14 protein-coding genes are annotated in these 23,829 nt (G+C 62.6%); 2 read left to right on the top strand and 12 right to left on the bottom strand.

What is annotated here, in order from left to right; genetic code table 11:
* The first annotated feature begins 129 nt into the window (after nucleotides 1–129).
* Nucleotides 130–2,070, top strand: coding sequence for a MutS family DNA mismatch repair protein (locus KTAU_RS19740; RefSeq protein ID WP_151729980.1), 1,941 nt, complete (start codon nucleotides 130–132; stop codon nucleotides 2,068–2,070).
* Between the two features lie 44 nt (nucleotides 2,071–2,114).
* Here KTAU_RS19740 and KTAU_RS19735 read toward each other — a convergent pair whose 3' ends face one another.
* From KTAU_RS19735 to KTAU_RS19690, 10 genes are all read right to left on the bottom strand, one after another.
* Complete coding sequence (locus KTAU_RS19735) at nucleotides 2,115–4,526, bottom strand: tetratricopeptide repeat protein (protein WP_151729979.1); 2,412 nt, start codon at nucleotides 4,524–4,526, stop codon at nucleotides 2,115–2,117.
* 123 nt (nucleotides 4,527–4,649) lie between these two features.
* Nucleotides 4,650–5,471: an endonuclease III domain-containing protein gene (locus KTAU_RS19730; protein ID WP_228026555.1), complete on the bottom strand. Its 822-nt coding sequence runs from the start codon at nucleotides 5,469–5,471 to the stop codon at nucleotides 4,650–4,652.
* A 163-nt stretch (nucleotides 5,472–5,634) separates the two neighbouring features.
* The gene (locus KTAU_RS19725; protein WP_228026554.1) at nucleotides 5,635–7,689 is read right to left on the bottom strand and encodes a 3'-5' exonuclease; all 2,055 of its coding nucleotides are present in this window, start codon (nucleotides 7,687–7,689) and stop codon (nucleotides 5,635–5,637) included.
* Between the two features lie 501 nt (nucleotides 7,690–8,190).
* On the bottom strand, nucleotides 8,191–9,591 hold the full coding sequence (locus KTAU_RS19720; RefSeq protein WP_151729977.1) for a GH1 family beta-glucosidase: 1,401 nt from the start codon (nucleotides 9,589–9,591) through the stop codon (nucleotides 8,191–8,193).
* Nucleotides 9,592–9,751: 160 nt separating this feature from the next.
* A complete protein-coding gene (locus tag KTAU_RS19715) occupies nucleotides 9,752–10,834 on the bottom strand; it encodes an ABC transporter permease (protein ID WP_228026553.1) in 1,083 nt (360 codons plus the stop codon).
* 151 nt (nucleotides 10,835–10,985) lie between these two features.
* A complete protein-coding gene (locus KTAU_RS19710) occupies nucleotides 10,986–11,957 on the bottom strand; it encodes an ABC transporter permease (RefSeq protein ID WP_151729976.1) in 972 nt (323 codons plus the stop codon).
* 478 nt (nucleotides 11,958–12,435) lie between these two features.
* Nucleotides 12,436–14,145: an ABC transporter substrate-binding protein gene (locus tag KTAU_RS19705; protein ID WP_151729975.1), complete on the bottom strand. Its 1,710-nt coding sequence runs from the start codon at nucleotides 14,143–14,145 to the stop codon at nucleotides 12,436–12,438.
* Between the two features lie 301 nt (nucleotides 14,146–14,446).
* On the bottom strand, nucleotides 14,447–16,060 hold the full coding sequence (locus tag KTAU_RS19700) for a glycoside hydrolase family 16 protein (RefSeq protein ID WP_151729974.1): 1,614 nt from the start codon (nucleotides 16,058–16,060) through the stop codon (nucleotides 14,447–14,449).
* A gap of 550 nt (nucleotides 16,061–16,610) precedes the next feature.
* Entirely contained in the window at nucleotides 16,611–17,813 is a 1,203-nt protein-coding gene (locus KTAU_RS19695) for a LacI family DNA-binding transcriptional regulator (protein WP_170293447.1), read from the bottom strand.
* Nucleotides 17,814–18,148: 335 nt separating this feature from the next.
* Entirely contained in the window at nucleotides 18,149–18,445 is a 297-nt protein-coding gene (locus KTAU_RS19690) for a cellulose binding domain-containing protein (protein ID WP_228026552.1), read from the bottom strand.
* A gap of 282 nt (nucleotides 18,446–18,727) precedes the next feature.
* On the opposite strand from KTAU_RS19690, the gene KTAU_RS19685 reads away from it, so the two are divergent.
* Entirely contained in the window at nucleotides 18,728–21,079 is a 2,352-nt protein-coding gene (locus KTAU_RS19685) for a xanthine dehydrogenase family protein molybdopterin-binding subunit (protein WP_151729972.1), read from the top strand.
* Between the two features lie 86 nt (nucleotides 21,080–21,165).
* On the opposite strand, the gene KTAU_RS19680 is transcribed toward KTAU_RS19685, so the two are convergent.
* Nucleotides 21,166–22,092, bottom strand: coding sequence for a DUF929 family protein (locus KTAU_RS19680; protein WP_170293446.1), 927 nt, complete (start codon nucleotides 22,090–22,092; stop codon nucleotides 21,166–21,168).
* Nucleotides 22,093–22,775: 683 nt separating this feature from the next.
* Complete coding sequence (locus tag KTAU_RS19675; protein ID WP_228026551.1) at nucleotides 22,776–23,810, bottom strand: tagatose 1,6-diphosphate aldolase; 1,035 nt, start codon at nucleotides 23,808–23,810, stop codon at nucleotides 22,776–22,778.
* Nucleotides 23,811–23,829 lie beyond the last annotated feature (19 nt).

The raw sequence follows: 23,829 nt of genomic DNA, 5'->3' as shown, positions 1-23,829 counted from the left end.
CCGACCCACGCCCGCCGGTCCCGAGCCAGCCAGCCACCTCTGTCTGACCTGGCCTGGCCCGGCCCACGGCGCGCGTCGAGGTCGAGTCCGCGGCACCACAACCCTGACAGATAGAGAGGAGCATCGCCCATGCATCCCGACAAAGCCGCCCGTCTGCGGGCGCTGCAGCGACACGAGGAGCGCCTGCAGCGGCGCATTACCCACCTGGACGCGCGCAGCAATCGCTACTCATGGCTGCGCGTCTTCGTCTTCGCCGCTGGTCTGATCAGCGGCCTCGCCCTCGGCCTGGCTCTGCGCTGGTGGCTCGGTCTCCTCAGCTTCGCCCTTGGCCTGATCCTCTTCAGCTTCCTTGTCGCCCAGCACCGGCGCCTCGAAAGCCACCTCAGCCGCCTGCGGCTCCTCTCGCGCCTGCTCCACGACCAGCAAGCGCGCCTGCTCGTCGACTGGCAGGCCATCGCTCCTCTCCCCGGCGGGCGCGACCTCTACGACAGCGATGCCACCCATCCCTTCGACCTCGACCTCGACATCAGCGGGCCGCGCTCGCTCCACCGTCTCCTCAACACCGCCATCACCCGCGAGGGAGCCTTGCTACTCAAGAGCTGGCTCCTCGAGGAAGCTCCCGACCTGGCCACCATCCAGCGCCGGCAAGCCCTGGTTGGCGAGCTGACCCCTCTGCGTCTCTTCCGCAACCGGCTCCAGATCGAGGCCCACCTTGCCGGCGGAGCCAGCGGCCTCGCGCGCGGCAGCCAGCTTCTGCGTCAGCTCCGGCAAGAGTCGCCCAAAGAGCGGCTCAGGCAGGACCTCACCCTCATGGGCAGCCTCAACCTGCTCACCCTGCTGCTCCTGGCCGGGCAGCTCACCCTCCACCTGCCGCCCTGGTGGCTGCTCGGCGCCGCCCTGAGCATCCTTTTCTTCCTGCTGCGACGCGGCGATACCGGCGACCTCTTCGACGAAGCCTTTGAGCTGCAGAGAGCCTGCGCCCAGCTCAGCGCCATCTTCGCCTACCTCGAACGGCGTCGCTTCCCACAGCAGCCTCACCTACAGCAGCTTTGCCACCCCTTCAGCCCGAGCGAAAGCCCCCAGTTCAGCCCGGCCCAGGCCCTGCATCGTCTCTCGCTCCTGCTCAGCCTGGCCTCCTTTGGCCAGAACCTGCTCCTGACCCTGCTGCTCCATCTCGTCACCCCCTGGGAATTCATCATTGCCCTGCGTCTGGAAGCCTGGAAAGCCCGCCTGCTGCGGCACCTGCCACGCTGGCTAGAGACCTGGTTTGAGCTAGAGGCGCTCTGCTCCCTGGCCACCTTTGCCGACCTCAACCCCGACTACCATCTGCCTGAGTTCATCCCGCCCGCCGAAGCCGGGACGCCCTTCCTCTACGAAGGCCAGGGCCTGGGCCATCCCCTGCTGCCGCCCGCCAGCAAAGTCGTCAACGACTTCACCCTGCGCCAGATCGGGAGCATCGCCATCATCACCGGCTCCAACATGGCCGGCAAAAGCACCTTCCTACGCACCGTCGGCATTAACCTGGTCCTGGCCAACGCTGGCGCCCCTGTCGACGCCGTCCGTCTGCGCCTGACGCCCCTGCGCCTCTTCGCCTGCAGCCGCATCAGCGACGCCCTGACCGAAGGCTACTCCTACTTCTACGCCGAGGTGCGCCGCCTGCGCGCCCTACTGGACACAGCCGAACGTCCGTCTCCGGCGCCCCTGCTCTTTCTGATCGACGAAATCTTCCGCGGCACCAACAACCGCGAGCGGCGCATTGGCAGCCGGGCCTACCTGCGTGCCCTCGCCACCACGGGCCGGCGCTGCGCTGGCCTGGTGGCCACCCATGATCTCGACCTGACCCAGCTCGCCCAAGAAATAGCGGGGATCAACAACTATCACTTTCGCGAGGAAGTGCGTGATGGAGAGATGATCTTTGACTACCGCCTGCGGCCCGGTCCCTGCCCCACCACCAACGCCCTCAAGATCATGCGCCTGCTTGGGCTGCCAGTGCCAGAGACGGAGAGCGACCAGAACGACGGCGAGCAGGCAGCCACCCAGCGATCCGCCGATAAAACCGAGGCCTCCTGAGCCGGGACGCGCCCCCATACAGGAGCAGGGCAGCGCGCGCTCGCTCAGGCAGATGACGGCCCGGCGGGAGCCTCCTCCTCGCCCGTCGAGCGCGTCTGTGACCTCTCCTCCATCGGCGGCAGCGGCTGCGTGGGAGCCGTATCCAGTCTCTGAGTGACAGTAGCCGAGATAGCAGGCGCCTCTTCCCCGGCCAGCAAGGCCGTCCGGGCCTGGGCCGCCTGTTCCAGCGTCGCATCCAGCGTCAGCGCCCGTTCCAGATCGGTCAGGGCCTCCTGACGACGCCCGAGGGCAGCCAGAACCTGGCCGCGGCAGGCCAACGCCCAGGCATAGTCTGATCGCAGAGCCAGAGCCTGATCAAGGCAGGTCAGCGCTTCCTCGTAGCGGCCCAACAGGCGACAGACCTCACCGCGCTCACCCCAGGCCCGCGCCTCGTGCGGGCTGATCGCTAAGGCTCGCTCCAGATCGGCCAGCGCCTGATCATAAGCGCCACGCAGGCGACAGACCTCAGCCCGATGCACCAGGGCCCAGACATAGCCCTCGTCCAGAGCGAGCGCGCGCTCAAAATCCTGCAGTGCCTCCTCATAGCGTCCCAGGCGGGTATAGACCTGGCCGCGACTGGCCCAGGAACGCGCATCAAACGGATTGAGCGTCACCACCCGCGTCAGATCCTCCAGCGCCTCAGCGTAGCGGCGCAGGCGGCGCAAGACACGCGACCGCTCTACAAAGGCCCACAGATTCGTCTCATCCAGCGCAATGGCCTGGCTGAGATCGGCGAGCGCCTCCGTATAGGCCTGGCGATAGCGCTGCACACGCCCCCGGAAGAAGAAGGCGGCAGCTCGCGCCCGTGGCGGCAGCTCGGCGATCTGGCAGAGCCGATCAAAGAGGCGCAAACCCGTTGCCCAATCGCCTTCCTCCATTGCCCGCAGCCCGGCCTGCAGCAGCTCCAACAGCTCGCGCTGCTCACGCTCCAGCGTGCGGCGGACCTCCTCCAGGGCGGCCAGTTCCACCAAGCGGGTTGCAAAGCGGCGCTCCTGGTAGAGCGCCAGCATAAAGCAGCTCAGCAGCGCGTTCCAGCCGCTGTGGAGGTCGGCCAGCAGCCCATGATAGAGGATGTTGAGCGTCCCCTCCTGCCAGCGAGCCGCCTGCCAGTGCTCCTGGCCAGGGGTGTAGAGCGCATCCAGCTGCTGGCGGTAGAAGGCCGCCAGGCAATCCTGTAGTTCGCGATAGCCGACCGGACTGCGGCGGCGCAGATACTCCAGCATCATGCGTCGAACCACCGAATGGTAGCGCCAACCCTCGCCGCGCTCGCTGGCAAACGGGAGCGCAATCAACCAACTAAAGACTCGCTCTACATGGGGAGCCTGCTCACCCAGGGCGCAGCGCAGCAGGCAGGCCAGCACATCGCGATTGAGCACCCGTGGCAGCGCTCCCAACAGGGCCGCCTCCCGCAGGACTGGATCATGCACCCAGCGCAGAAAACGCTCCACCATATCCCCCGCAGGCAGCACCGCATAGGAAGCCCCCCCACCCTCACGCGGCGCCGCCAGCCAGCTCATCAGGACTGGCAGTCGGCCCGAGACCTCGATGATCTCCTGACGCCGCAGCGGATCGCGCACATGGTAGAGATCCAGAAAAGCGTCGGCCTCCTCCTCTGTGAAGACATCCAGGCGAATCACGCGCGTCACTCCGCGCAAGACGCCCCACTCGTTATCCAGCAGATCACGCCCGGCCAGCACCAGGCGGATACGCCCTGACGGCCTATACTCGGGGAGACGCAGCAGCCACCAGAAGAGGGTCGAGCGCGTCGCCTCCAGATTATCGAGACAGAGCAGCACCGGCCAGCGCTCGGCCACCCGATTGAGATCGGCGAAAAAGAGCTGGCTCAGAACCTCCTCCGGATCGCGCAGCAGCTCGATCTCCTCACGATTGCCCAGCTTACGCAGCAGATAGCGTCCCCACTCGCTGGCCAGCTCCTCGACCTCCTCCAGCGACAGATAGGAAAAGGCGGGGCCAACCACCGGTAGCATCTCGCCGGCCACAAAGGCCAGGCGCAGCAGCATACGCACCGACAGGCCCCCCTGGCCACGCGGCGCCTGGGGATCAGACTCAATCTCATGCAGACGCTGGTAGTAGAGGCGATGGCGCTCCTCAAAAGCCTTGAAGCGCAAACCGCGCTGGTCGAACTGGGCCGCCAGATGACCTAAGACGGCCAACACATCGCGCTGGCGCTCGTCGCACTCGGCGACCAGAAAACCCAGCTCACGGGCCAGAGCCTGGAAGCGCCGCAGCAGCGTCGTCTTGCCAACGCCGGCCTGGCCCGTGAGATAAAAGATGAGCGTGCGCGGCGGCTCGCGACGTAGCTCCTCCAGAAAGAGCGCCAGCTCCTGTTCGCGTCCCACAAAGCGCTCGCTCTCGCTCTGATGAATAATCTGGCTCCAGTCCTGGCCTGACGCCATCAGTTCGCTCCTTGAAATAGAATCCAGCTATCAGCGCGGGCCGGTGTTGCGCTCCCCCGGCTGCGCCCCTCCCTCGACCAGTCGAAGCCCAAGTCGGAGGGCATCGGCAGCCTGAAGCACTCGCTAGCGATCCTCCGCCGAAGAAGGATCGGCAGCGACCTGCTCGGACCCCGTCTCCTCTTCGGCGACCAGGCCGCCTGCATAGCGGCACTCGTTCAGCAAAGGGCAGCCAGGACAGCGCGGGCGCTGGGCCAGGCAGACGCGCCGTCCGTGGCGAATCAGATTGACATGCAGGGGATAGACCCAGGCCGGTGGGGTCATCTGAGCCAGAAGCAGATGGGCCTGCTCGGCGCTTACCTTCGGCCCGAGCAAGCCCAGGCGACGCGCCACCCGATGCACATGCGTATCGACCGGCATCACCGGCCAGCCCAAGGCGAACAACAGCACGCAGGCCGCCGTCTTTGGTCCCACGCCCGGCAGCTGCTGTAAATACTCCCAGGCCTCCAACGGCTGGCGGCGCTGCAGCTCGGCGGCCAGGAAAGCCTCCACCCCCTCCGTCTCAGTCGCCGCCGGCGAGGGTGGGATCTGAGCCTTCTGCCGGCGCATCAGCTCAGCCAGCACCTCCTGAATGCGGCGCGCCTTCAGATTGGCCAAACCGCCACAGCGAATGACCGCCGCCACGTGTTCACTCGGGACAGCAAGCAGCTCCTCCCACGAGGGGAAAGCGGCCCGCAACTGCCTGTAGGCCCGCTCCGAATTAGCATCCGAGGTATGCTGCGACAGAATCGTTGCCACCAGCTCCCCCAACGGTTCACCAGAGGGCCGCCAGCCAGGCTCACCATAGACCTCCAGGAGCCGCTGGTAGACACGCGCCAGGTGCGCCGGTGGCTGCCCCTCGTCATGGGCAGGCTGCGATTCCGGAACAACCGCATCAGGCAACATCATTTTCAGAGAAACCCACTTCCAGGAGACTACCGACAGCCGTCCCTCCACAGCGAGACCAGGCTGTCTTTCGTTGTATTGTAGTACACTGCCCGCCATACAGCAACCGCCGCCCCGGGCCGACTTGTCGTCTTCTCACGGGGCCAGACGCAGGCCCCGTGCAGGCTCAGGCCAGGTTCCACGAGGTGGCATCGAAGCCCTCCAGCAAAGGTGAAGACGCCTCCGAAGGCACCACCACCAGCAAGGCCCGCATCGCTCGTGTCATCCCCACAAAGAGGGTCCGCCGATCGATGGCCTGCAGCTCGCTCTGCTCCTCGGCGTTCAAGGCCGACAGCGAGCTGCGCGGCCAGCTTCCATCAGTGAAGCCTGCCAGGGCCACCACCGGAAACTCCAGGCCCTTCGCCGACTGCAGGGTCAGCACCTTCACCCCCGCCGCCTCCAGGTCCAGCTCATGACTGCGCATAAAACGGGCAGGCAGGCCCTGGGCTTGCAGATCCGCCGCCAGCAGCCGACCGGCCTGCACCGTCGGCGTCAGCACTGCGCAGGCCCCAATCCCCAGCCGCAGCTCGTGGGCCGCCGCCGGCAGGAAGCGCCGCAAGAGATCGACCTCCTCAGCCCGTGAAGCCACGCGTCGCAGGGCCGGCATCGGCCCGCTATGCACATAGCGCCGCTCGCCCGACTCCCTCTCCAACTCGCCAGCCTCCTGGGCCTGCAAATAGGCCCGGGCTGCCTCGGCGATCTCGCGCGTCGAGCGATAATTGATCGTCAAGACCGAGGTACGCCCGCGAAAGCGCAGCAACTCATGGACCTCCGTCCAGGCAAAGCTGCTGCCATAGATCGATTGATTCGCATCCGCTGTAATGAAGAGCAGCCGCGGATCGCGACAGAGCAGCACCAGCAGGCGCAGAGCCGCGGGATCAAGATCCTGAGCCTCATCGATCAGCACCGCATCGTAGCAAGGCGGGAGCCGTCCAGCCGCGGCCCACTCCGCCGCACGGACCCGCACCTGCTGCCAGGTCTCCTTGCCCAGCTGACGCACCAGAGCCTCGAAGGTCTCATAGAGCGCCCACACAGCCCGGCGCTGCAACGGCGAAAGAGCCACCCTCCGGCCCGGGCGCGGCGCCTGCAAGTAGGTCTCCAGCGAAGAGATCCGGCGGGCCAGAATGACCTGCGTCAGCTCGCGTCGCAGGTACTCCGCCCCGAGCTGAGAGAGCGCCTGACGCTGCGCTCGCTGCTGGGTCAGCGACCCCGTGAAGCGCACCGTCTCCAGGGCCTGCGCAAAGAGCTGCCGCTCCTCCTGGAGCGTCAGCGGCCTGGGAGGCTCCCCCAGACTGCTGAGTAGCTGAAAGATCAGACGATCAGCTGTCTGTACTTCCACACAGCGCAGATCCACCCCCGGCAGCTGACGCAGTAGCTGCTCACATGAACGCACCAGAGCATTCGTATAGGTGGTAAACAGCAGGCGCGCCTCCTCTCGTCCCTGACGGCGCAGCTCCTCCTGGACGGCCCGCAGGCGATAGAGCGCGATCATACTCTTCCCTGTGCCCGGTCCCCCCTTGAGCAACGTTGGCCCACCCGAGCGCAGGCCACGCCGCACAAAGGTCTCCTGCTCTGGCGAGAGGTGCAGCAAAAAACCGACCAGCTCCCCCTGGCGATAACGCAGCAGATCCTCGACATCGCTCAGGAGATAGTCAGGCTGCTGGAGCACCGAGACCAGGGGCCGCTCAAACATATGTTGATCAATCAGCAGCAGATACTCATCGGGCACCCCTGGGCAATCCAGCAAGTCCTCCTGAGTTGTCAGGGGCAGCAAGCGAGCATGAAAGGCCGGCGGCACCCCCAGGCGGCTGAGCAGCTCGGGCGTGATCGGCTCGGGCAGTGGGCGCTTGGGTGGCGGCTGAGGAGCCAGCCAGCGCTCCCAGTAGGCCGGGGCCGGCTGCACAGCCGTCTGCCGCTCCTCCTTAGCGGCCCCTTCGGCGGCAGCCACCAGCGCGAGGGCCGCCGTCCCATCCGGGACAGCAGCGTCCAGCTCGCCGTCGTAGGTCGCCTGATCGCGCCGGCGCAGAGCCAGTACATAGATATATGGACGCTTCAGGGCATAGAAAATGCGAAAAACCCCGCAACGTAAGCGATAGACCGGTATTCCCATATGGCGTACCTGACAGCGCGTGTGGCCATCGGGATAGGGGTCCATCAAAAGAAGATTGAGCTTTTCGATCACCAGGCGAATCTCTTTGGGAGAGAGAGCTTGTAATGCACGAAGAAACTCAGGTTTTTGCAAGAGACACCAATCACCAGTGGCCATCAGCGTACCCTCCAACAAACGCACCCAGCGGGGCGACTACCTGGCAGCCAACTTCTTTATATCAATGTATATTACCATTCTTTCCACTGGAAATAAAACGCGCCCAAGTCACAGATTTCGCAGGTAGCCCCGCGGCAGCAAATCCCTGAAAGAGAAGCTACTCATCGCCGGACAGAAGAAGAAGAGGAGGGGGAAGCTCGCCAGGAAGATCCATCAGCAGCGCAGGAAGCGAGCGATCGGGGCGAGGGAGGCCCAGCCCAGGCCCTCACTATGAGGGCAGGACTGGGCCTCTGGGGAGGGAAAGCAAGCACAGGGACAGAATGAACCATCTATCTGGCCTGTCTCTGCCGGTTGCGCCGACCGCGCGTAGCGACAGGAGCAGCAGAGCCAGCAGACGCCCGTCATCCTCCGCTGGACTCAGCAGCAGCGCGAGCGAGCCTGGAAAGTCTGCAGCAGGGCTGCATACCAGTGAGCGCTCTCCTTCATCACGCGCCGCTGCGAGGCATAATCAACATAGACGATGCCGAAGCGCTTGCGGTAGCCCTCGGCCCACTCGAAATTATCGAGCAGCGACCAGACAAAATAGCCACAGAGCGGCGCCCCCTGCTCCAGGGCCTCGGCACAGGCACTGATATACGATGCCAGGTAAGCCACGCGGCGCGGGTCGTGGACCGTCTCGCCGCCATCCCACTCATCGGGGAAAGCCGCCCCATTTTCCGTCACATAGAGCCGCTGCACTGGATACTCGCGGCTCACATCGAGCAGGAGATCGCGCAGGCCCTGGGGGAAGATCTCCCAGGCCATATCAGTATAACAGGCATTGGGAACAGGCGAAACCGTTCGACACTGATCGGCCAGCGGCGGCTCTGGCGAACCGCGCACCAGCATGCGCGAATAGTTATTGACCCCGAGGAAATCGAGGGGGGCCGCCATCAGCTCCAGATCGCCCTCCTCGATAGGCGGCGGATTGAGGCCCAAAGCCGCAAAGAGGCCCTCGGGATAGCATCCGCGGTAGAGCGGATCAAGGAACCAGCGATTTGAGAACGCATGGGCCAGGGCCACATCGCGCTGCGTCTCTGGGCGCTCATCGGCGCCATAGACCTTCACCAGCACCTGAGCGGTGCCGATCTGTGCCTGCGCGGGCAAGACCGCCCGCATGCGGGGCAGGGCCAGCCCGTGCGCCAGCAAGAGATGATGAGCAGCATCGACTGCCGCCTGACGATCGCGCAGGCCCGGGGCGTGCACGCCAATCCCGTAGCCCAGATAGGCGCTACACCACGGCTCATTGAGCGTCATCCAATGCAAGACGCGATCGCCAAGCCGGCGCGCCACCACCTCTGCGTAGTCGGCGAAGGCGTAAGCTGTCGAGCGCACCCTCCAGCCGCCCTCGCGTTCCAGAGCCGAAGGCAGGTCCCAATGATAGAGCGTGACAAACGGTTGAATGCCCGCTTCCAGCAGCGCATCGACCAGGCGATCATAGAAATCCAGGCCCGCTTGATTCACCAGACCACGCCCCTCTGGCAGTACCCGCGGCCAGGCGATGGAAAAGCGGTAAGCATTCAAGCCCAGGCGCGCCATCAGAGCCACATCCTCGCGATAGCGATGGTAATGATCCGCGGCCTGAGCGCCGCTCTGGCCATCGACAACCTTGCCCGGCGTCGCCGAAAAATCATCCCAGATCGAAGGGCCGCGGCCATCCTCAGCGACCGCGCCCTCCACCTGATACGAAGATGTTGCGGCCCCCCAGAAGAAGCCCGCAGGAAAGCGTGCAGCCAGGTCCTCTACCGCCTGGAACGAGACAGTGGGGATACTCGTCATGCGTTCTCCTGTTCTCTATCCTCTCGGGAATGATGGTCTCTCAAGCAAGAGAGTAAGCGACTAGCCGGCGGTGTCGAGAGAGAGGCCCTGGCTTCCCTCGGGCGGAGAGAGCAGGCCCGCCACAGCAGAGGCCAGGGCCGGGCAGTGCGAACATCCACCGCTAGCCGAGACTATGCGAGGCACCGGAAGGGGCCGTGCCCGTCCCGACGGAGCGCGTCAGCATCTGCCGCAGCAGACGCTTACTGGGCCGCGCCTCACTGCGCAGGCGAGGATTGGCCACCTCATCGATGCCGAAATTGATCAAAGCCAGCCCGGCCCCTAGCAGGGCGATACAGAGGCCCGGGGCCGCGAACCACCACCAGGCCCCCAGCAGCAAAGCATCATTATTCTGGGCCCAGTAGAACATCGTGCCCCAGTCGACCACCGTCACATCTCCCAGGCCCAGGAACTCCAGGCCGGCGGCAGCCAGAATCACATAGATCGCCGTGCCCACGAAACCGGCGGCCACAATAGCGATCTCATTTGGGAAAATCTCAAAGAAGATAATGCGCCAGGTCGACTCACCACTGGAGCGGGCCGCCTCCACAAAATCGCGCCGGCGCAGTGACAACGTCTGCGCGCGCAGCACCCGCGCCTGATAGGCCCAGCTTGTCAGGGTGATGACCACCGCCACCGTCAACGGCCCCTTAAAGGGCACGTAAGCGGCCAGCAGCACCGCCAGCGGGAAGCTCGGCAGCACCAGGAAGACATTGATCAGTAGCGAGAGCACATCATCGACGATCCCCCCCAGGTAGCCGGCGCACAAGCCGACCAACACCGAAATGGCTGTCACCACCAGGCCCGTCGCCAGCCCCCAGAGAATCGAGACCCGCGTGCCCACCACCAACTGACTAAAGATGTCCTGACCGGTCTGCGTCGTCCCCAGCCAGTGACTGGGCGATGGCGGCACCAGCACATCGTTCGACAAAGCGCTCGGGTCCGTATGGATAAAAAACGGCCCAAAGATCGCCACCAGGAAGAAGAACCCCACAATGCACATCCCCACCATCGCCTTGCGATTGAGCGTAAAGATGCGCCATAGACTCATCCAGGGCCGCTCGGAGACCGGAGCCGAGGCCGGTCCCGGGCTGGCCTTGCCAGCTCCAGCCGACACGAGGTCCAGCGCCGCGCTCGTACTTGCCCCCAGCTGCAGCTCGCTGGCCGACGTAGCCGCTGACTCTGGCGATTGAGGTCGCATAGCCATGATCGATTACTCCTTCTCTCTGTCTTCGATCTCTCGGCGCTGCTCAGGTCTACGTCAGGGCCGGGCTGCCTGCCGTTCGCCCGCGGCCCAGTGGCAGCCAACCGACCTCAGCGACAGACCACCTATCACAGCCTATCGATCGCCAGCGCCGCTAGCGCACCCGTGGATCAAGTACCAGATAAGCCAGGTCCGCCAGGAAATTGGCGCCCAGCACGGCCAGCGCGATCAGCAGGAAAATGCCCTGCAACAAGGGATAATCGGAATTCTGCGCGGCCTGCAACAAGGCGAAACCCACGCCAGGGTAAGAGAAAACCACCTCGGTCAAGAGGGAGCCAGCCACCACAAAACCGAGCGAGAGGGCGAAGCCGGTTACATTTGGCAGAATAGCATTGCGAGCCGCATAGGAGAACATCACCCGGCGCTCCTTGAGGCCCTTGGCCTCGGCCAGCAAGACATAGTCCTCGGTCAGGGTGGTAATCATGGCGTTGCGCATCCCGAGCATCCAGCCGGCGATCGAGGCCAGGACAATCGTGAAGCCGGGCAGCAGAGCATGGTTGAGCGCGCTCAGCAAGAAATCCGGCGTCAGCGCGACCGTCAAGGACGTATCGTAGCCGCCGTTCACCGGGAACCACCTCAAAGTATAGGCCAAGAGATAGAGCGCAATCAGAGCCAGCCAGAAGTAGGGAATAGCCGAGAAAAACGTCAAGAAAGGTGGCAGAATATTATCCAGAAACGAGCCGCGTCTCCAGGCGATGAAGACGCCGATCAGCGACCCCAGTGCAAAGCTGATCAGCACGGAGGTCCCGACCAGGGCCAGCGTCCAGGGCAGTTCTTGAGCCAGGACAGTGGCCACGGGCGTCGGGAAGTAGGTAAAAGAGGTTCCGAGATCGCCGTGGACCAGATTCCCCAGGTACTGAATATATTGCATCCAGAGCGGATCGTGAGAGATACCAAACTGCAGCTCCAGAGCATGAATGGCCTGGGGCGTCATCCGTCCCTGGAAACGGGCCATCAGCGCGCCAGCCGGATCACCCGGGATCAAGCGCGGAATAATGAAATTCAAGGTAATCGAGGCCCACAGGGCCACCAGGTAGAAGCCAAGGCGGCGCAGTAAATGCCTCATTCTGGGTCCTCTTTCCTCCCAGCCGAGAGAGGCAGCAGTGCCATATGCAGCCAGCAAAGCGACGGTGTAGCGGTGAGCGTTCACCAGCCGCCGAGAGCATTGGCGGGCGCTGCCATGCCGGGTGTTGGCCGAAGTTGTTCCTTACTATTGAGCTAGGAAAGCAAACCCGCTTGCCTATCCGTTACCCATACAAGTCCATTGCCATCGAACGAAATGGAGCACCATCGGAGTCAGCGCCAAGGCCTGTGGTTGGCCCCGGGCCTGGCCGCAGCCTGCTGACGAAGCGAGTCTGGCAAGCGGCACAGGTCGCGCGGGCGCTCCTCGGGAAGTGGAGCGCCGAGTCGTCCTGAACGCGCCACCCGCCTGGCAGAAGGGAGCTGGTATCAGGCGGACCGGGCCGAGCCAAGCCAAGCCGATGCGGAGGGAGGAGAGAGAGCCGCACCCGATCGGCCCCCTCACCTCGCCTACGCATGGGGTTTCAGGCAACGGGCTTCAAATTCAAGGCCACCACTTCGGCATCGGGGAAGTCGAAGGGAGCCGGGGAAGCGTACGCATTTTGCGCATCCGGCCAGCCGGTGAAATTGCGGCTGCTGTACTCGTACCAGGTTGCTCCGTAGACCAGAGGAATGCTCGGCAGCTGCTCTACCATAATCTGCTGCAGACCATAGAGCGCCTGCTGCTGCTGCGCCTGGTCAGTCGTTGTCGCGTACTGGGCCAGCAGCTTATCAGTCGTCGGGTCCATCCAGCGCTCCCAGTTGGAGGCCGCAGGCTTCCCAAGCGGGGCACTGTTGCTGCTATTGAGCAGCGAATTATACAGGTAGAAGGGCGTCGGTCCCGGGTTGGTCCAGGAGATCGCCATATCGTAGCTGCCCATCTGCAGAGCGCTGAAGTAGGCATTGAAGGAAATCGAATTCACCTTCGCATCGATGCCGATCGCCTTCAGGTCGCTGGCGATGATCTGCACCGCTGTCACCCAGTCGGTCCAGCCGGTCACCACATCGATCTGGAACGACAGCTTCTTGCCGCTGCTATCGACATAGATGCCGTCCGACCCTTTATGGAAGCCAGCGCTCTCCAGCAATTGCTGAGACTGATTGGGGTCCTTAGCGAAGGAGACATTAGCGTACTTCGGATTCAGGAAGCTCTGGTTCTCCGGCAGGACCAGGCCGGTGGGGCTGGCCACTGGCTCGTAGCCGCTCTCGGCTACCTTATAAATCTGCTCGCGATCGATCGCCGCGCTAATGGCCTGGCGCACCGCCAGCTGGTTGAACGGAGCCTTCGCCGTATTCAAATACAGCATCACAATGTTGCGGTTGGGGAACCAATAGTGATTATGGGCCGGGTCCTTGGCAACATAGGTCTGCTGGATATTAGGCGTATAGAGGCCCGTCCAATCGACATCACCGCGGCTGAGCAGCAGCTCGGCGCTGGTATTCGAATCGAAAGCCGGATAGCGGATCTCATCGACGGCTGGCTTACCGGGCTGCCAGTAATTCGGGTTCTTTTTGAGCGTAATCAGCTGCGGCGAGAAGGACTTCAACATGAAGGGACCAGTGCCGACAGGATTAGCGTCGACGAACTTGGTCGGATCGCCGGCGCTGGCATACTCATGCTTTGAGACGATCCAGGTCTGACCAGCCAGATACCAGAGGATGGGCGTATAGGGGGCCTTCAAAGTGACGGTTACCGTCTGATCATCGGAGGCCTGGACGCTCTGGATATACTGCCAGAGGCCATTGGTATCCGCTGCCGGGTACTGCTTGAGCATCTGCAGTGTAAAGACCACATCTGCCGACGTGAAAGGCTGGCCATCGGACCACTTCACGCCAGAGCGCAGGTGGAAGGTCAGGGTCTTGGCATCGCTGGAGAAATCATAGCTCTGCGCCAGCCAGGGCGTGATCTGGCTATTCATGCGATTAAAGAAGAGCAGAGTCTCATAGATCATGCCCTGCGAACCGTAGTTCGCAGTAGCCGAGTAAGGGCTAAAGCCGTTGGTGAAGTCACCTTTAGGGCTGGGCACGACCGTCAGCACGTGGGTCTTATTGGACGAGCTGCTAGAGCTACCCTGACCACAGGCAGCCAGCAGGAGCAGCAAGCTCAACGCTAGCAGCGAGAGCACAGTGCGCCCCAGGCCTGCCGCGGAGCCAGGTCGTGGTGAAGAACGAGTGAGGCCGGTCTTATCGCACATGAGCGCACCTCCTTGGAAAGCGAATCGGACGTCGATTGAGCGAACGAAGCATCGTCTCGTCGCGGTCGGCACTGGACCAGCCAGCCCTCCTGATCGGATTGCAAATCCGAGTTGCTCCTGAACTCATCTGATCGCTTCCGGCACCAGCCCCGAGATCAGCCGGATCTGAGGCCGCCGTCGGTCCTTCTCGGCGCTGTCCGTCGGTCTGCTGGCGGCAGCCTGGCGGCAGCGTCGAGAAGGGAAGAAGCGAGGGATCAGCTCGCCTCAATCAAGAGCGAGGGCGAAGAAGGCGCCCCGGCCTTCAGGGATGGGTCCAGGTATAGGTTGACGTATCATACTGCAACCCGTTTTGCTGGTAGGTAAACGAGTAGGTAATCGTCTGTCCTGAACTCATCCCGCCAGCCGTATACTGCCACTGGCCGGCGCTGCTGTTGTAGCTCATCTGCACATTCTGCTGAACCTGGCCCGGGATCGTGTAGTGCAGGATCACGTAGCCCGCCGTCCAGCCGCTCGGCTGGAACCAGAAGAGAGCCTGAGTGGAACTGACGCTGTTGACCCCCTGGCTGAAGCCACTACCGCCCGAGGGAGTCGGTGTCGGCGTGGGGGTTGCCGCCGAGGAGCCTACCGTATAGGTGTAGGTGCCCGTATCGTACTGCAGGCCATTCTGCTGGTAGGTAAACGAATAGGTGATTGTCTGTCCCGAGCTGACGCCACTCACCGTATACTGCCACTGGCCGGCGCTGCTGTTGTAGCTCATCTGCACATTCTGCTGAGCCTGACCCGGGATCGTGTAGTGCAGGATCACGTAGCCCGCCGTCCAGCCGCTCGGCTGGAACCAGAACTGCACCTGATTGCTGCTAATGGCATTGACCCCCTGCGTAAAGCCGCTGCCGCTGCCGCCACTGGCCGTTGGTGTTGGGCTAGGGGTAGGAGTCGCAGTCGGCGTCACCGCCGAGCCATTGGCAGTATAGACACGCACGTAGTCGATCAACATCGGCACGCCGGGCTGGGTGGCTGAGGTCGGGCCGCCGCCAAAGGCTGCGGGGAAGCCACCGCCAATGGCCAGATCGAAGATGATGTAGAAAGCATGATCAACGGCATTGGCCCAGGTTGTGGGGTCCACCTGGTTGGCGCTCACCGTAAAGTAGTTGTTGCCATCCAGGTACCAGCGGATCTGCTCCGGCGAGACACTGCGATCGATAATGACCGTATAGGTATGGAAACCCGTTTGACAGCCGGGGCACGGCCTCTGACCGCTGCCAATGCCATTTGGCTCATTACAAGGGCCGCCGGGATAGGTGCCGCAGTGCATGGTCCCGAAGACCGAGCTGAGGCCGTTGACATCCTCCATAATGTCGACCTCGCCATCCTGGGGCCAGTTATGGTCGGTGCGGTAGGGGGTGCCGAGCATCCAGAAAGCCGGCCAGTAACCCAGGGCGGCATTGCCGGAGACATTGGGTTGCTGCAGGGAGGCCGTCACCTCCAGCTCGCCGCCGGGAGGAGCCGCGAAGCTATCGTTGACTGTCTCAATGCGGCCAGAGGTCCAATTGCCATTGGCATCGCGCAGTGGTGTGATGGCCAGGTGACCATTGCCATCCAGGGAGACATTGGCCGTGCTATTGGTCGTTGTCTCGATCTCCCCGGTGCCGTAGCCGGTGCCGATATCGTAGATCCACTGCGAAGTATCCAGCGGAGAGCCTGCCGGCCCGTTAAACTCATCGCCCCACACCTCCGTCCAGGTAGCAGCATGGGCCTGGGGAGCCGTGCGGGCCATCAGAAACAGCCCGGTAGATAGGCAGACCACCAGGGCACAGACGACGAAGAGGAGCCATCTGAAGGGCAAGCGACGGAAAGCGGTGCCGGAACGAGCAGACTCATCGACATCCCTGTGAACTCTACGCTGAGGTATCCGCATCCAGTACTCCTTTCTCCTGCGGAAAAGTCGTCAGCTGCCTTGCAGCTGAGTTGGCAGCACCCCATTGGCTAGAGAAGAGCCAGCGCCGCCGCAGGCGCTCTGGCGGGCATCCAGCAAGCGGACGCAGTCAACAGCAGTGCTGCAGTGCCGGCAGCAGCTGTGCCGGCGAGAGTGGCCAGCAGCCACAGCGCACTGGCCAGCCTTCCACCTCCCTTCATCCTCGCTGGCGGTACGCTGGATGGCCAGCAGCGTGGTTTGAGCCAGACAGCTGGCCCGCCTGCCGTCTAACTGTCAGCAGAGAGCAGGACCCGGCGAGCCGGGGCAGACAGGACAGGTCCCCAGGCGATGTATGCCGGAGCTGCCGCCAGGCAGCTCAGCTCACCGGTCAGCTTAGAAAGCAGGACAACAGTACGACAGTACATACTGTTCTCCGGTAGAGAGACGCATCCATGCAACATTAAGGCACATCCTATCCTCTGGCAGAGCAAGCAAGCGTTATCTGGATGAAGCGCTCGCTTCGTGCGGTCCAACGCGGAGGAGCGAGCCGGCGTCAGGCAGGCACACTTGACGCTCGTACCACCAGGCTGGTATCGAGTTGTATATGAATGGCCCCGTCCAGGCGATAGGGAGCAGAGCTTTCGCGCATGCGCAGCTGATGGCCAGCGCCATCGGCGGCAGCGGCCAGCGGCCCAGCGGCGGGGATCATCCTTGCCCCGGCCTCAGAGTGCCCCTCGTCCTCAGCGGCCCGCGTGCGCGGCAATACATGATCGGGATCGACCATCTTCAAGAGTAGCTCGATCGCCTTCGCCCCCATCTGAGAGAACGGTTGGCGCACCGTTGTCAGCGGGGGGCGGACATGAGACGAGACCAGGTTATCATCGAAGCCGACCAGAGCGACATCCTGGGGAATCTGGATGCCCTGCTCCTCGGCCACCTCTAGAAAGCCGTAGGCCATCTGATCGTTGGCCACAAAGATCGCCTCGGGCCAGCGCGTTCGCTCGCGGGCGAACAACTCGCGCGCACAGCGGCGACCACTGGCAGGATCAAATTCGCCCTGCAGCAGTAGCTCGGAGTCAGGCTCCAGCCCGACCTCGCGCAGCGCCTGACAATAGCCCTCAAACCGCTCCTGGGCGCAGTAGTAGCGCTTCGGCCCCATGACGTGAGCGATACGCCGATAGCCCAGGTCGAGCAGATGGCGGGTTGCCTGATAGCCCCCCGTGCGATTATCCACGCCCACCCACGGGCAAGGGAAATGCTCTGGCGGCTCCTGGTCATTGATCATGACCATCGGCAATCCGCGCTCAAAGTGCTTGAGCAAATGAGGAGTCAGATCGCAGGGGAGAATGGCCAGCAGGCCCGAGACCATGCGTAGGGACAGAATGCGGTCGACGACGTCGGTGTGGGTAGGATTTTCAAAATTGATGCTATAGAGGACCATCTCGTAGGAGGTACGCTCGATATACTCCGCCACCCCACGCAGCATCTCTGGAATCGCCGGCCAGGTCAGCGGCGGGGTCAATACCCCGACCAGGCGAGTTTTGCCGCCGGCCAGTCCTCTCGCAGTCACATTCGGCACAAAGTTATATTCGCGCACCACCCGCATCACGCGCTCACGTAGCTCCTGGCTAATAGCCGGATAATTATTGAGGACGCGCGAGACGCTCGACTTCGAGACGCCGGCAAGGCGGGCGATATCCTGGATGGTGAGCTTCTCATCCATTGTCGTCTCTCCCACGTCTAAGGCTTGGTGCATCTGGTTCCTGTGCGGGTGGTGCCGCCTGGCGCCGGTGGGTGCCAGCTTCTGGAACCGGTTTCTGGCGAAACTATAACATTGAAACCGGTTTCCGTCAAGCCTTCCAGGACTTTTTTTTCGCAACATTTTCGAGAAAGGCGGGAGGGGTAGGAGAGAAGGCGGGAAAGCAAGGAAGGGTCCGCTTGTGGCGAGGGACCCCTCTGGCCCTGCTAGCAGGGTACTCACTCTGACAGACTGCAGAAAAGGTCTGTGGCCCGCCCGCAGGCTAAGGCAGGCCAGACACGGACTGACCAGATCTGGCGGCTGGCTTCCTATGGGTTACTGAGTGCTACAGGTCACGCCATTGAGCGTGAAGCTCGTCGGAGGTGAGTTGGTACCGTTCCAGGTGCCATTAAAGCCGGGGGGCCACCCAGTGTCGTTCTCACCGGGATGGTGGCATTATAGGACAGATTGGTGATGGTGACAGTGCTCCCCTGTTGACTAAAGCTGCCATTCCAACCCTGAGTGATCGTTTGCCCGTTCGGGAAGGTGAACCTGAGCGTCCAGCCATTGATGGCCGTGCCGCCGGTGTTGGTAATGGAGATACTGGCACCAAAGCCACTGGTATGGCACTCCTTGCTAAGGGAGAGCATAGGGCTGCTTGCTCCGAAAAGCCAGAACAGATAGCGGACATCTGGCAGTCACTGTTGTGGCGGCTGGGGTCCTGGTCACGCTGGCTGCTCTGTTCAGTCTCCAGGGGCCACAGCATCCTTGACGGGGTTTGAGGACTTGACGGGAGCATCGCCGCTGGCATTCAATGAAAAGCGGCGCCGCTCTGCCTGGTCTACGGGCGGGTGAGCTGGCGCCCGGCTGTCGTGAGACAAGCCTGGTTCTCTCTCCTTTTTCTGCAGGAGGCGAAAGGAGGTCTCTATTCGATGTTGCATGAAGCACAGAGGCAGGCGTCATCTGTCCTGATTGGCACGGCACTCCCCCGCCAGGACGGAGAAGCCAAGGTCAGCGGGCGTGCTCGCTATGCGGGTGATCATTTACCGGCGGGAGTGCTGCATGCACGTCTGGTAACCAGTCCGTACGCCCATGCGTTCATCCGGCGCATCAACCCTTCGGCAGCCCTGGCTTTGCCAGGGGTAGTTGCTGTCTTCACTGCGGCCAATCTAGGCTTGCGGTCCTCGGACGGCAGCGTGCGCTCGCTGGAGCCGTTGGCAGGCACCGAGGTCTGTTGGTGTGGCCACCCTGTGGCACTGGTTGTGGCAGAGACGGAGGCACTGGCCGAAGATGGAGCTGCTGCCGTTGAGGTCGATTATGAGCCACTGCCAGCTGTGCTTGATCCCGAGGCTGCCTGTCGCCCGGGTGCTCCACGAGCCTGTTTGCAGCGCGATTTTCGCGAGACACTGCGGCAGAGCCATGCGCTCTTTCTGCCACCAGGTACTTCACTGGAGGAGGAGGGGCTATCGCCCAACGCTGCTGCACTGCCGCCGCTGCGTATGGGGAAGATCGAGGAGGGTTTGCGAGAGGCGGAGGTCATTGTGGAGGAGCACTACAGGACTTCGCCTGTGCATCAATCCTACTTAGAACCGCAGACGGTCCTGGTTGTTCCTGATGCTCACACCCGGCAGCTGACCATTTATTCCAGCACCCAGGGACTGCTTAATGCTCGTCGGGCCGTGGCTCTGGCGCTGGGCCTATCCGAGCGGCAGATCCATGTGGAGCCAGTGCCGGTCGGCGGAGGGTTCGGTGGAAAGGAGGTTTTGCTTGAGCCACTGGTAGCGGCGGCAGCTCTACAGCTGCGTCGACCGGTGCGCCTGGTCTACACACGGCAGGAGGAGCTGCTGGCCGGTAATCCAGCGCCGCAGACCGCGATTACGGTGAAACTGGGGGCGCGGCGCGATGGAACTCTGACGGCCATTCAGGTGCGCTTGATCCTCGATTCGGGTGCCTATCCTTACCCGCTAGCGGGGCTGAGCGGCTTCCACTTCAGCAATCTCTACCGTTGCCCTCACCTTGCCATCCAGTCTTATTTGGTGCAAACCAACAAGCCGGGCAGCGCCGCTTACCGGGCTCCGACCGGTCCCCAGGCTTATTTTGCCCTGGAGTCGACGGTCGACGAGCTTTGTCGCCGTCTTGGGCTTGATCCACTAGCATTCCGTCTACGCCATGCCCTGCGTGAGGGGGATGCGCGTGTTCCGGGGGGTCGCTGGCCCCGTATCGGTCTGGTGGAGTGCCTGGAGGCAGTCGGAAGCCACCCACTCTGGAGCGAGCGCGAGCGGGTTCGGAGTGAGTTACCAGCGGAGCTAAGCGGCTGGCGAGTTGGCATCGGCCTGGCGGCTGGTGGCTGGCCAGGAGCTACCGAGCCTGCAGCGGCTCTCTGCCGCCTGGAAAGCGATGGCAGCTGCACAGTGATCGTCGGCAGCGTCGATATGTCAGGTTCCGACAGCTCCCTGGCCCTGATCGCCGCGGAGGTTCTGGGCCTGCCGCCGCGCGCGGTCACAGTGGTTCACGAGGGTACCGACACCATGCCCTACAGTGGCTTGACAGCTGGCAGCAAGACAACCTACGCCCTCGGCTCCGCTGTTCTGGCGGCGGCGCAGGATGCCCGCGAGCAAATTTTGACGATTGCCTCGGAGTTGCTGGAAGCGGCCCGTGAGGATCTCGAACTGCGGGATGGGCGAGTTACCGTGCGTGGCGTCCCCGACAAGTATGTGACGTTCCAGCAGGTGGCTGCTAATTCGACCAATTTCGGCGCTCGCTATGCCCCTGTCTTTGGCCGTGGTCGATCGGCAAACGCTACGTCCGGCCCAATGTTCGCTGTGCACCTGGCGAAGGTGGCAGTTGATCCAGAGACAGGCGAGGTACGGGTCCTGGACTATGTTGCCGCTCAGGATGTGGGACGCGCATTGAACCGCGGAGAGGTTGAAGGCCAGATCTACGGGGGTGTAGCGCAGGGCATTGGCTGGGCCTTGCAGGAACGGCTGGTCTATGGCGAGGAGGGCCAACTGCTCACAGGGACTTTGATGGACTATGCCCTGCCCCATAGCCAGGATGTGCCTTCGATTACGCCGCTGATTGTCGAGGTACCGTGTGAGCTTGGTCCTTTCGGAGCACGTGGGGCCGGCGAGCCGCCAGTCGTCCCGGTGGCCGCTGCGATTGGCAACGCCCTGCGCGATGCACTTGGACTACGCTTGACGGAGCTGCCTATGACCCCGGAGGGCATCGTACGAGCCTGGCAAGAGAGTGAGAGTGGCAATCGCACCCCGTCAGCAGGCTCTTAGCCAGCGGTGAGAGCAGAGCAAGAAAAAAACAACCAGCCGTGGATGGAGATTATTCCCTCACGGGCCACGGCTGGTTGTGTCTTTTCTCAGCGCTTTTTCTGCGCCTGGTGTTGACTTGTACGGCGTCTCACCTCGCCTTGAGGCCGGCGGACCGCGGGCAGCAGCATTATCAGCCCGAGTGCCGTTGTCGGGAGAGCTGACGGCAGGCTGGCAGATGGCGTGGGGGTAGGAGTAGGAGCATAGGGTGAGCGCGGCAGCTGCCTTTGAATAAACTGGATATAGGAAGTGTTACAGACGCTCGCCGGCTGATCCGCTGTCGCTACGCAGATAGCGGCGGTCAAATAGTTAGCGACGCCCAGAATATTCTTGGCTACGGGAGTGCCGGGATCAGTCAGTTGCAAGGCAATGTCGCGCTGAGACAGCCCTGTGAGGATGCCGGGATCAAAGCTCTGGCCGCGCACCAGGTAGAGGTTGGCAATGTCCAGGAATGGGATACTGCCATCGGGATTGAGCGAGCCAATGATCTGCTGTTCCTCCACCGTTGGTCCTTCCAAAGGATGACCCTCGCGGTCCTCTAGCTCAACCGGGGCGAAATCGAGGTAGTTGCTCTGGTAGACGCTGCCATGAAAGGTAAACGTTGCAGTATTGGGGTAGGCATCTGTGTCAGAGGAGGTTGTCTCTGGCAACTTGCTGAAGGTGCCAAAGCGGCTGAGGGCTACAACAACCGGCCAGCGCTCCGCGGCGCAGTAGGGGCAGAATTCGGCGCCCCAGTAGAAGAACTCAGGCTTGCCAGTGGGTCCGCGCAGCATTGGGCGATCAGCGATGACGCGCAGGGGACTCGACAGGTTACCAGTACCTACTTTGGAGAACTGGCTGTCGCTGATGAGGGCCAGATCGTTCAAGACCTGCGGGTCTGTCGCAGAGCGGCTGCTGGTGGAATTTGCCGTGCTCTGGTGGCCAAGGAGGAGGAAGAGGCCAACGATGGCCCCAATCACAACGAGAGTGAGGCCCACCAGCCACCAGCGGTAGGCGCGCCAGACTGAGACACCTCGTCGTCGGCCTGCCCGCTGCGTCTGTCTAGGAGCTGTTCCTCTCAGCCTACTCTCAGTCTGCGGACGTTTGCTAAGGGAGTTGGTGGAGGATTGGGACGTCTGCCCTTGCGAGCGCGCCTGTGAGACGGGAGGATTGGCTTGCTTCCTGGATGTGGATGAAGACATAGTTCTCTCTTCCCTGAATGCAGATTGTAGACTGTCCTTCCTTGAACAACACTCGCTTTTGCCTGAGTGGTTGGCGCCAGCGAGATGATTAGCGATATTCACATTATAGCATGAAGGCCCTGCCGAGGGGGTGCGTTTGCCAGCCGGTTCGGTTGCCGCTGATAGTCAATAGCGAGCGAGAATCTCCAACGCTTTTTCAGGCGAGATCCAGAGAATCAGTGCGCAAGCCAGGATAGGAATTGGCCAGCAAGATACAGGAGAAATGGTCACCCTCTCCCCTTTGATTTCTTCAGTCAAGCTCCTATCAAAAGGAGGGCCTGGCCTGAAGTACGTAGAACGCTGGAGGTTCATCAGTCCAGGTTCAACGATCCAGGCCCTGATTTGCGTCCATCTGGTCCTGTCCGGCTTGCCTGATTCCCAATAGGCGTTCAGTCTGTTACTGATTGAACCGAGAGATTGGCCTTGGGAGAGAGCTGGCATTAGCCGGATGCCAGCAGCTCCCACCAGGGTGTGGCGCAGCGACGCAGAACACAGGCGATCGCTTGCAGGGCGGCAACGCCCTCTTGTGCCAGCCAGCGCTCCAGGGCAGCGGTTCCCCCTCTGGCATAGAGAGCGATCCCTCCCTGCCAGAAGGCGCGGCCACAGACCACGCCACAGAAAGGTACGCCGGCCTCAGCGGTCAGCTCCAGCAGCTCACAGACAGTGGCTGAGCTGTAGCCCGCGCTCAGATAGACAAGGGGTTTCGAAGCCGCCATTCCCACGACGCGTAGCTGTTCAATGGCCTCTTCGCGCGAGTAAGCTGGCGTTGGTGCCTCGCAGCTCTGCAGTCCAGAGGTGTAGGTCGGTACGATGGGCCATTCCACTTTCAGGATATCGACACCGTAGCGTGGCTGTCCAAACTCAGCCACAGTGAGGGCGACATAGGTTGGCTTGGCTTGTGCAAAGTTCAGCGCGGCGTTCTCCCCAGCCAGTTCCTCGCCGGCATAGACAAGTGGCTCCAGGAAGAAAGGCACTTCCAGGGCCTGGCACTCGGCTCCTATGCGCTCGATATAGGCCTGCTTGACACGATTGATGTGCGGGCTATCGAAGGGGTTATAGTACAGCAAGACCTTCACGGCCTGGGCTCCAACCTCCACCAGGCGCCGTACACTATAGTCAGGGATCACCTCGGGAGGTTCATAGCGGCCATTGGCGCTATAGCCCGAGCGCTCGTATGCGAGCATCACGCCCGTACTGGGATGGCGTACCGCCAGGGCGTCCAGACCATACTCGGGATCAAGCAGGACAGCGCTCGCGTAGGGAGACAGAATCTGCGTGACCAGGCGCTTGAAGGTACGCAGGTCAGAGGCGCTGGCTTGCCCTTGCAAGCCCTGGGCCATGGCCAGAGCCTGAGCCAGATTTGTCCGGTGATCAACGGCCAGGGCAGTAATGATGCCGTGCTCATCGGCACAGGCTTGGAGCCGGCTCAGCTTATTCTGCCTGGAGTGGATGCACATCTCTTCTCTTCCATACACAGTGCTCTCTCCTCCTCTT

It is taken from the genome of Thermogemmatispora aurantia, assembly GCF_008974285.1.
In the GTDB taxonomy this organism is placed as follows: domain Bacteria; phylum Chloroflexota; class Ktedonobacteria; order Ktedonobacterales; family Ktedonobacteraceae; genus Thermogemmatispora; species Thermogemmatispora aurantia.
The sequence above is the reverse complement of the archived record's forward strand: the minus strand, read 5'-3'. Positions and strand labels throughout refer to the sequence as shown.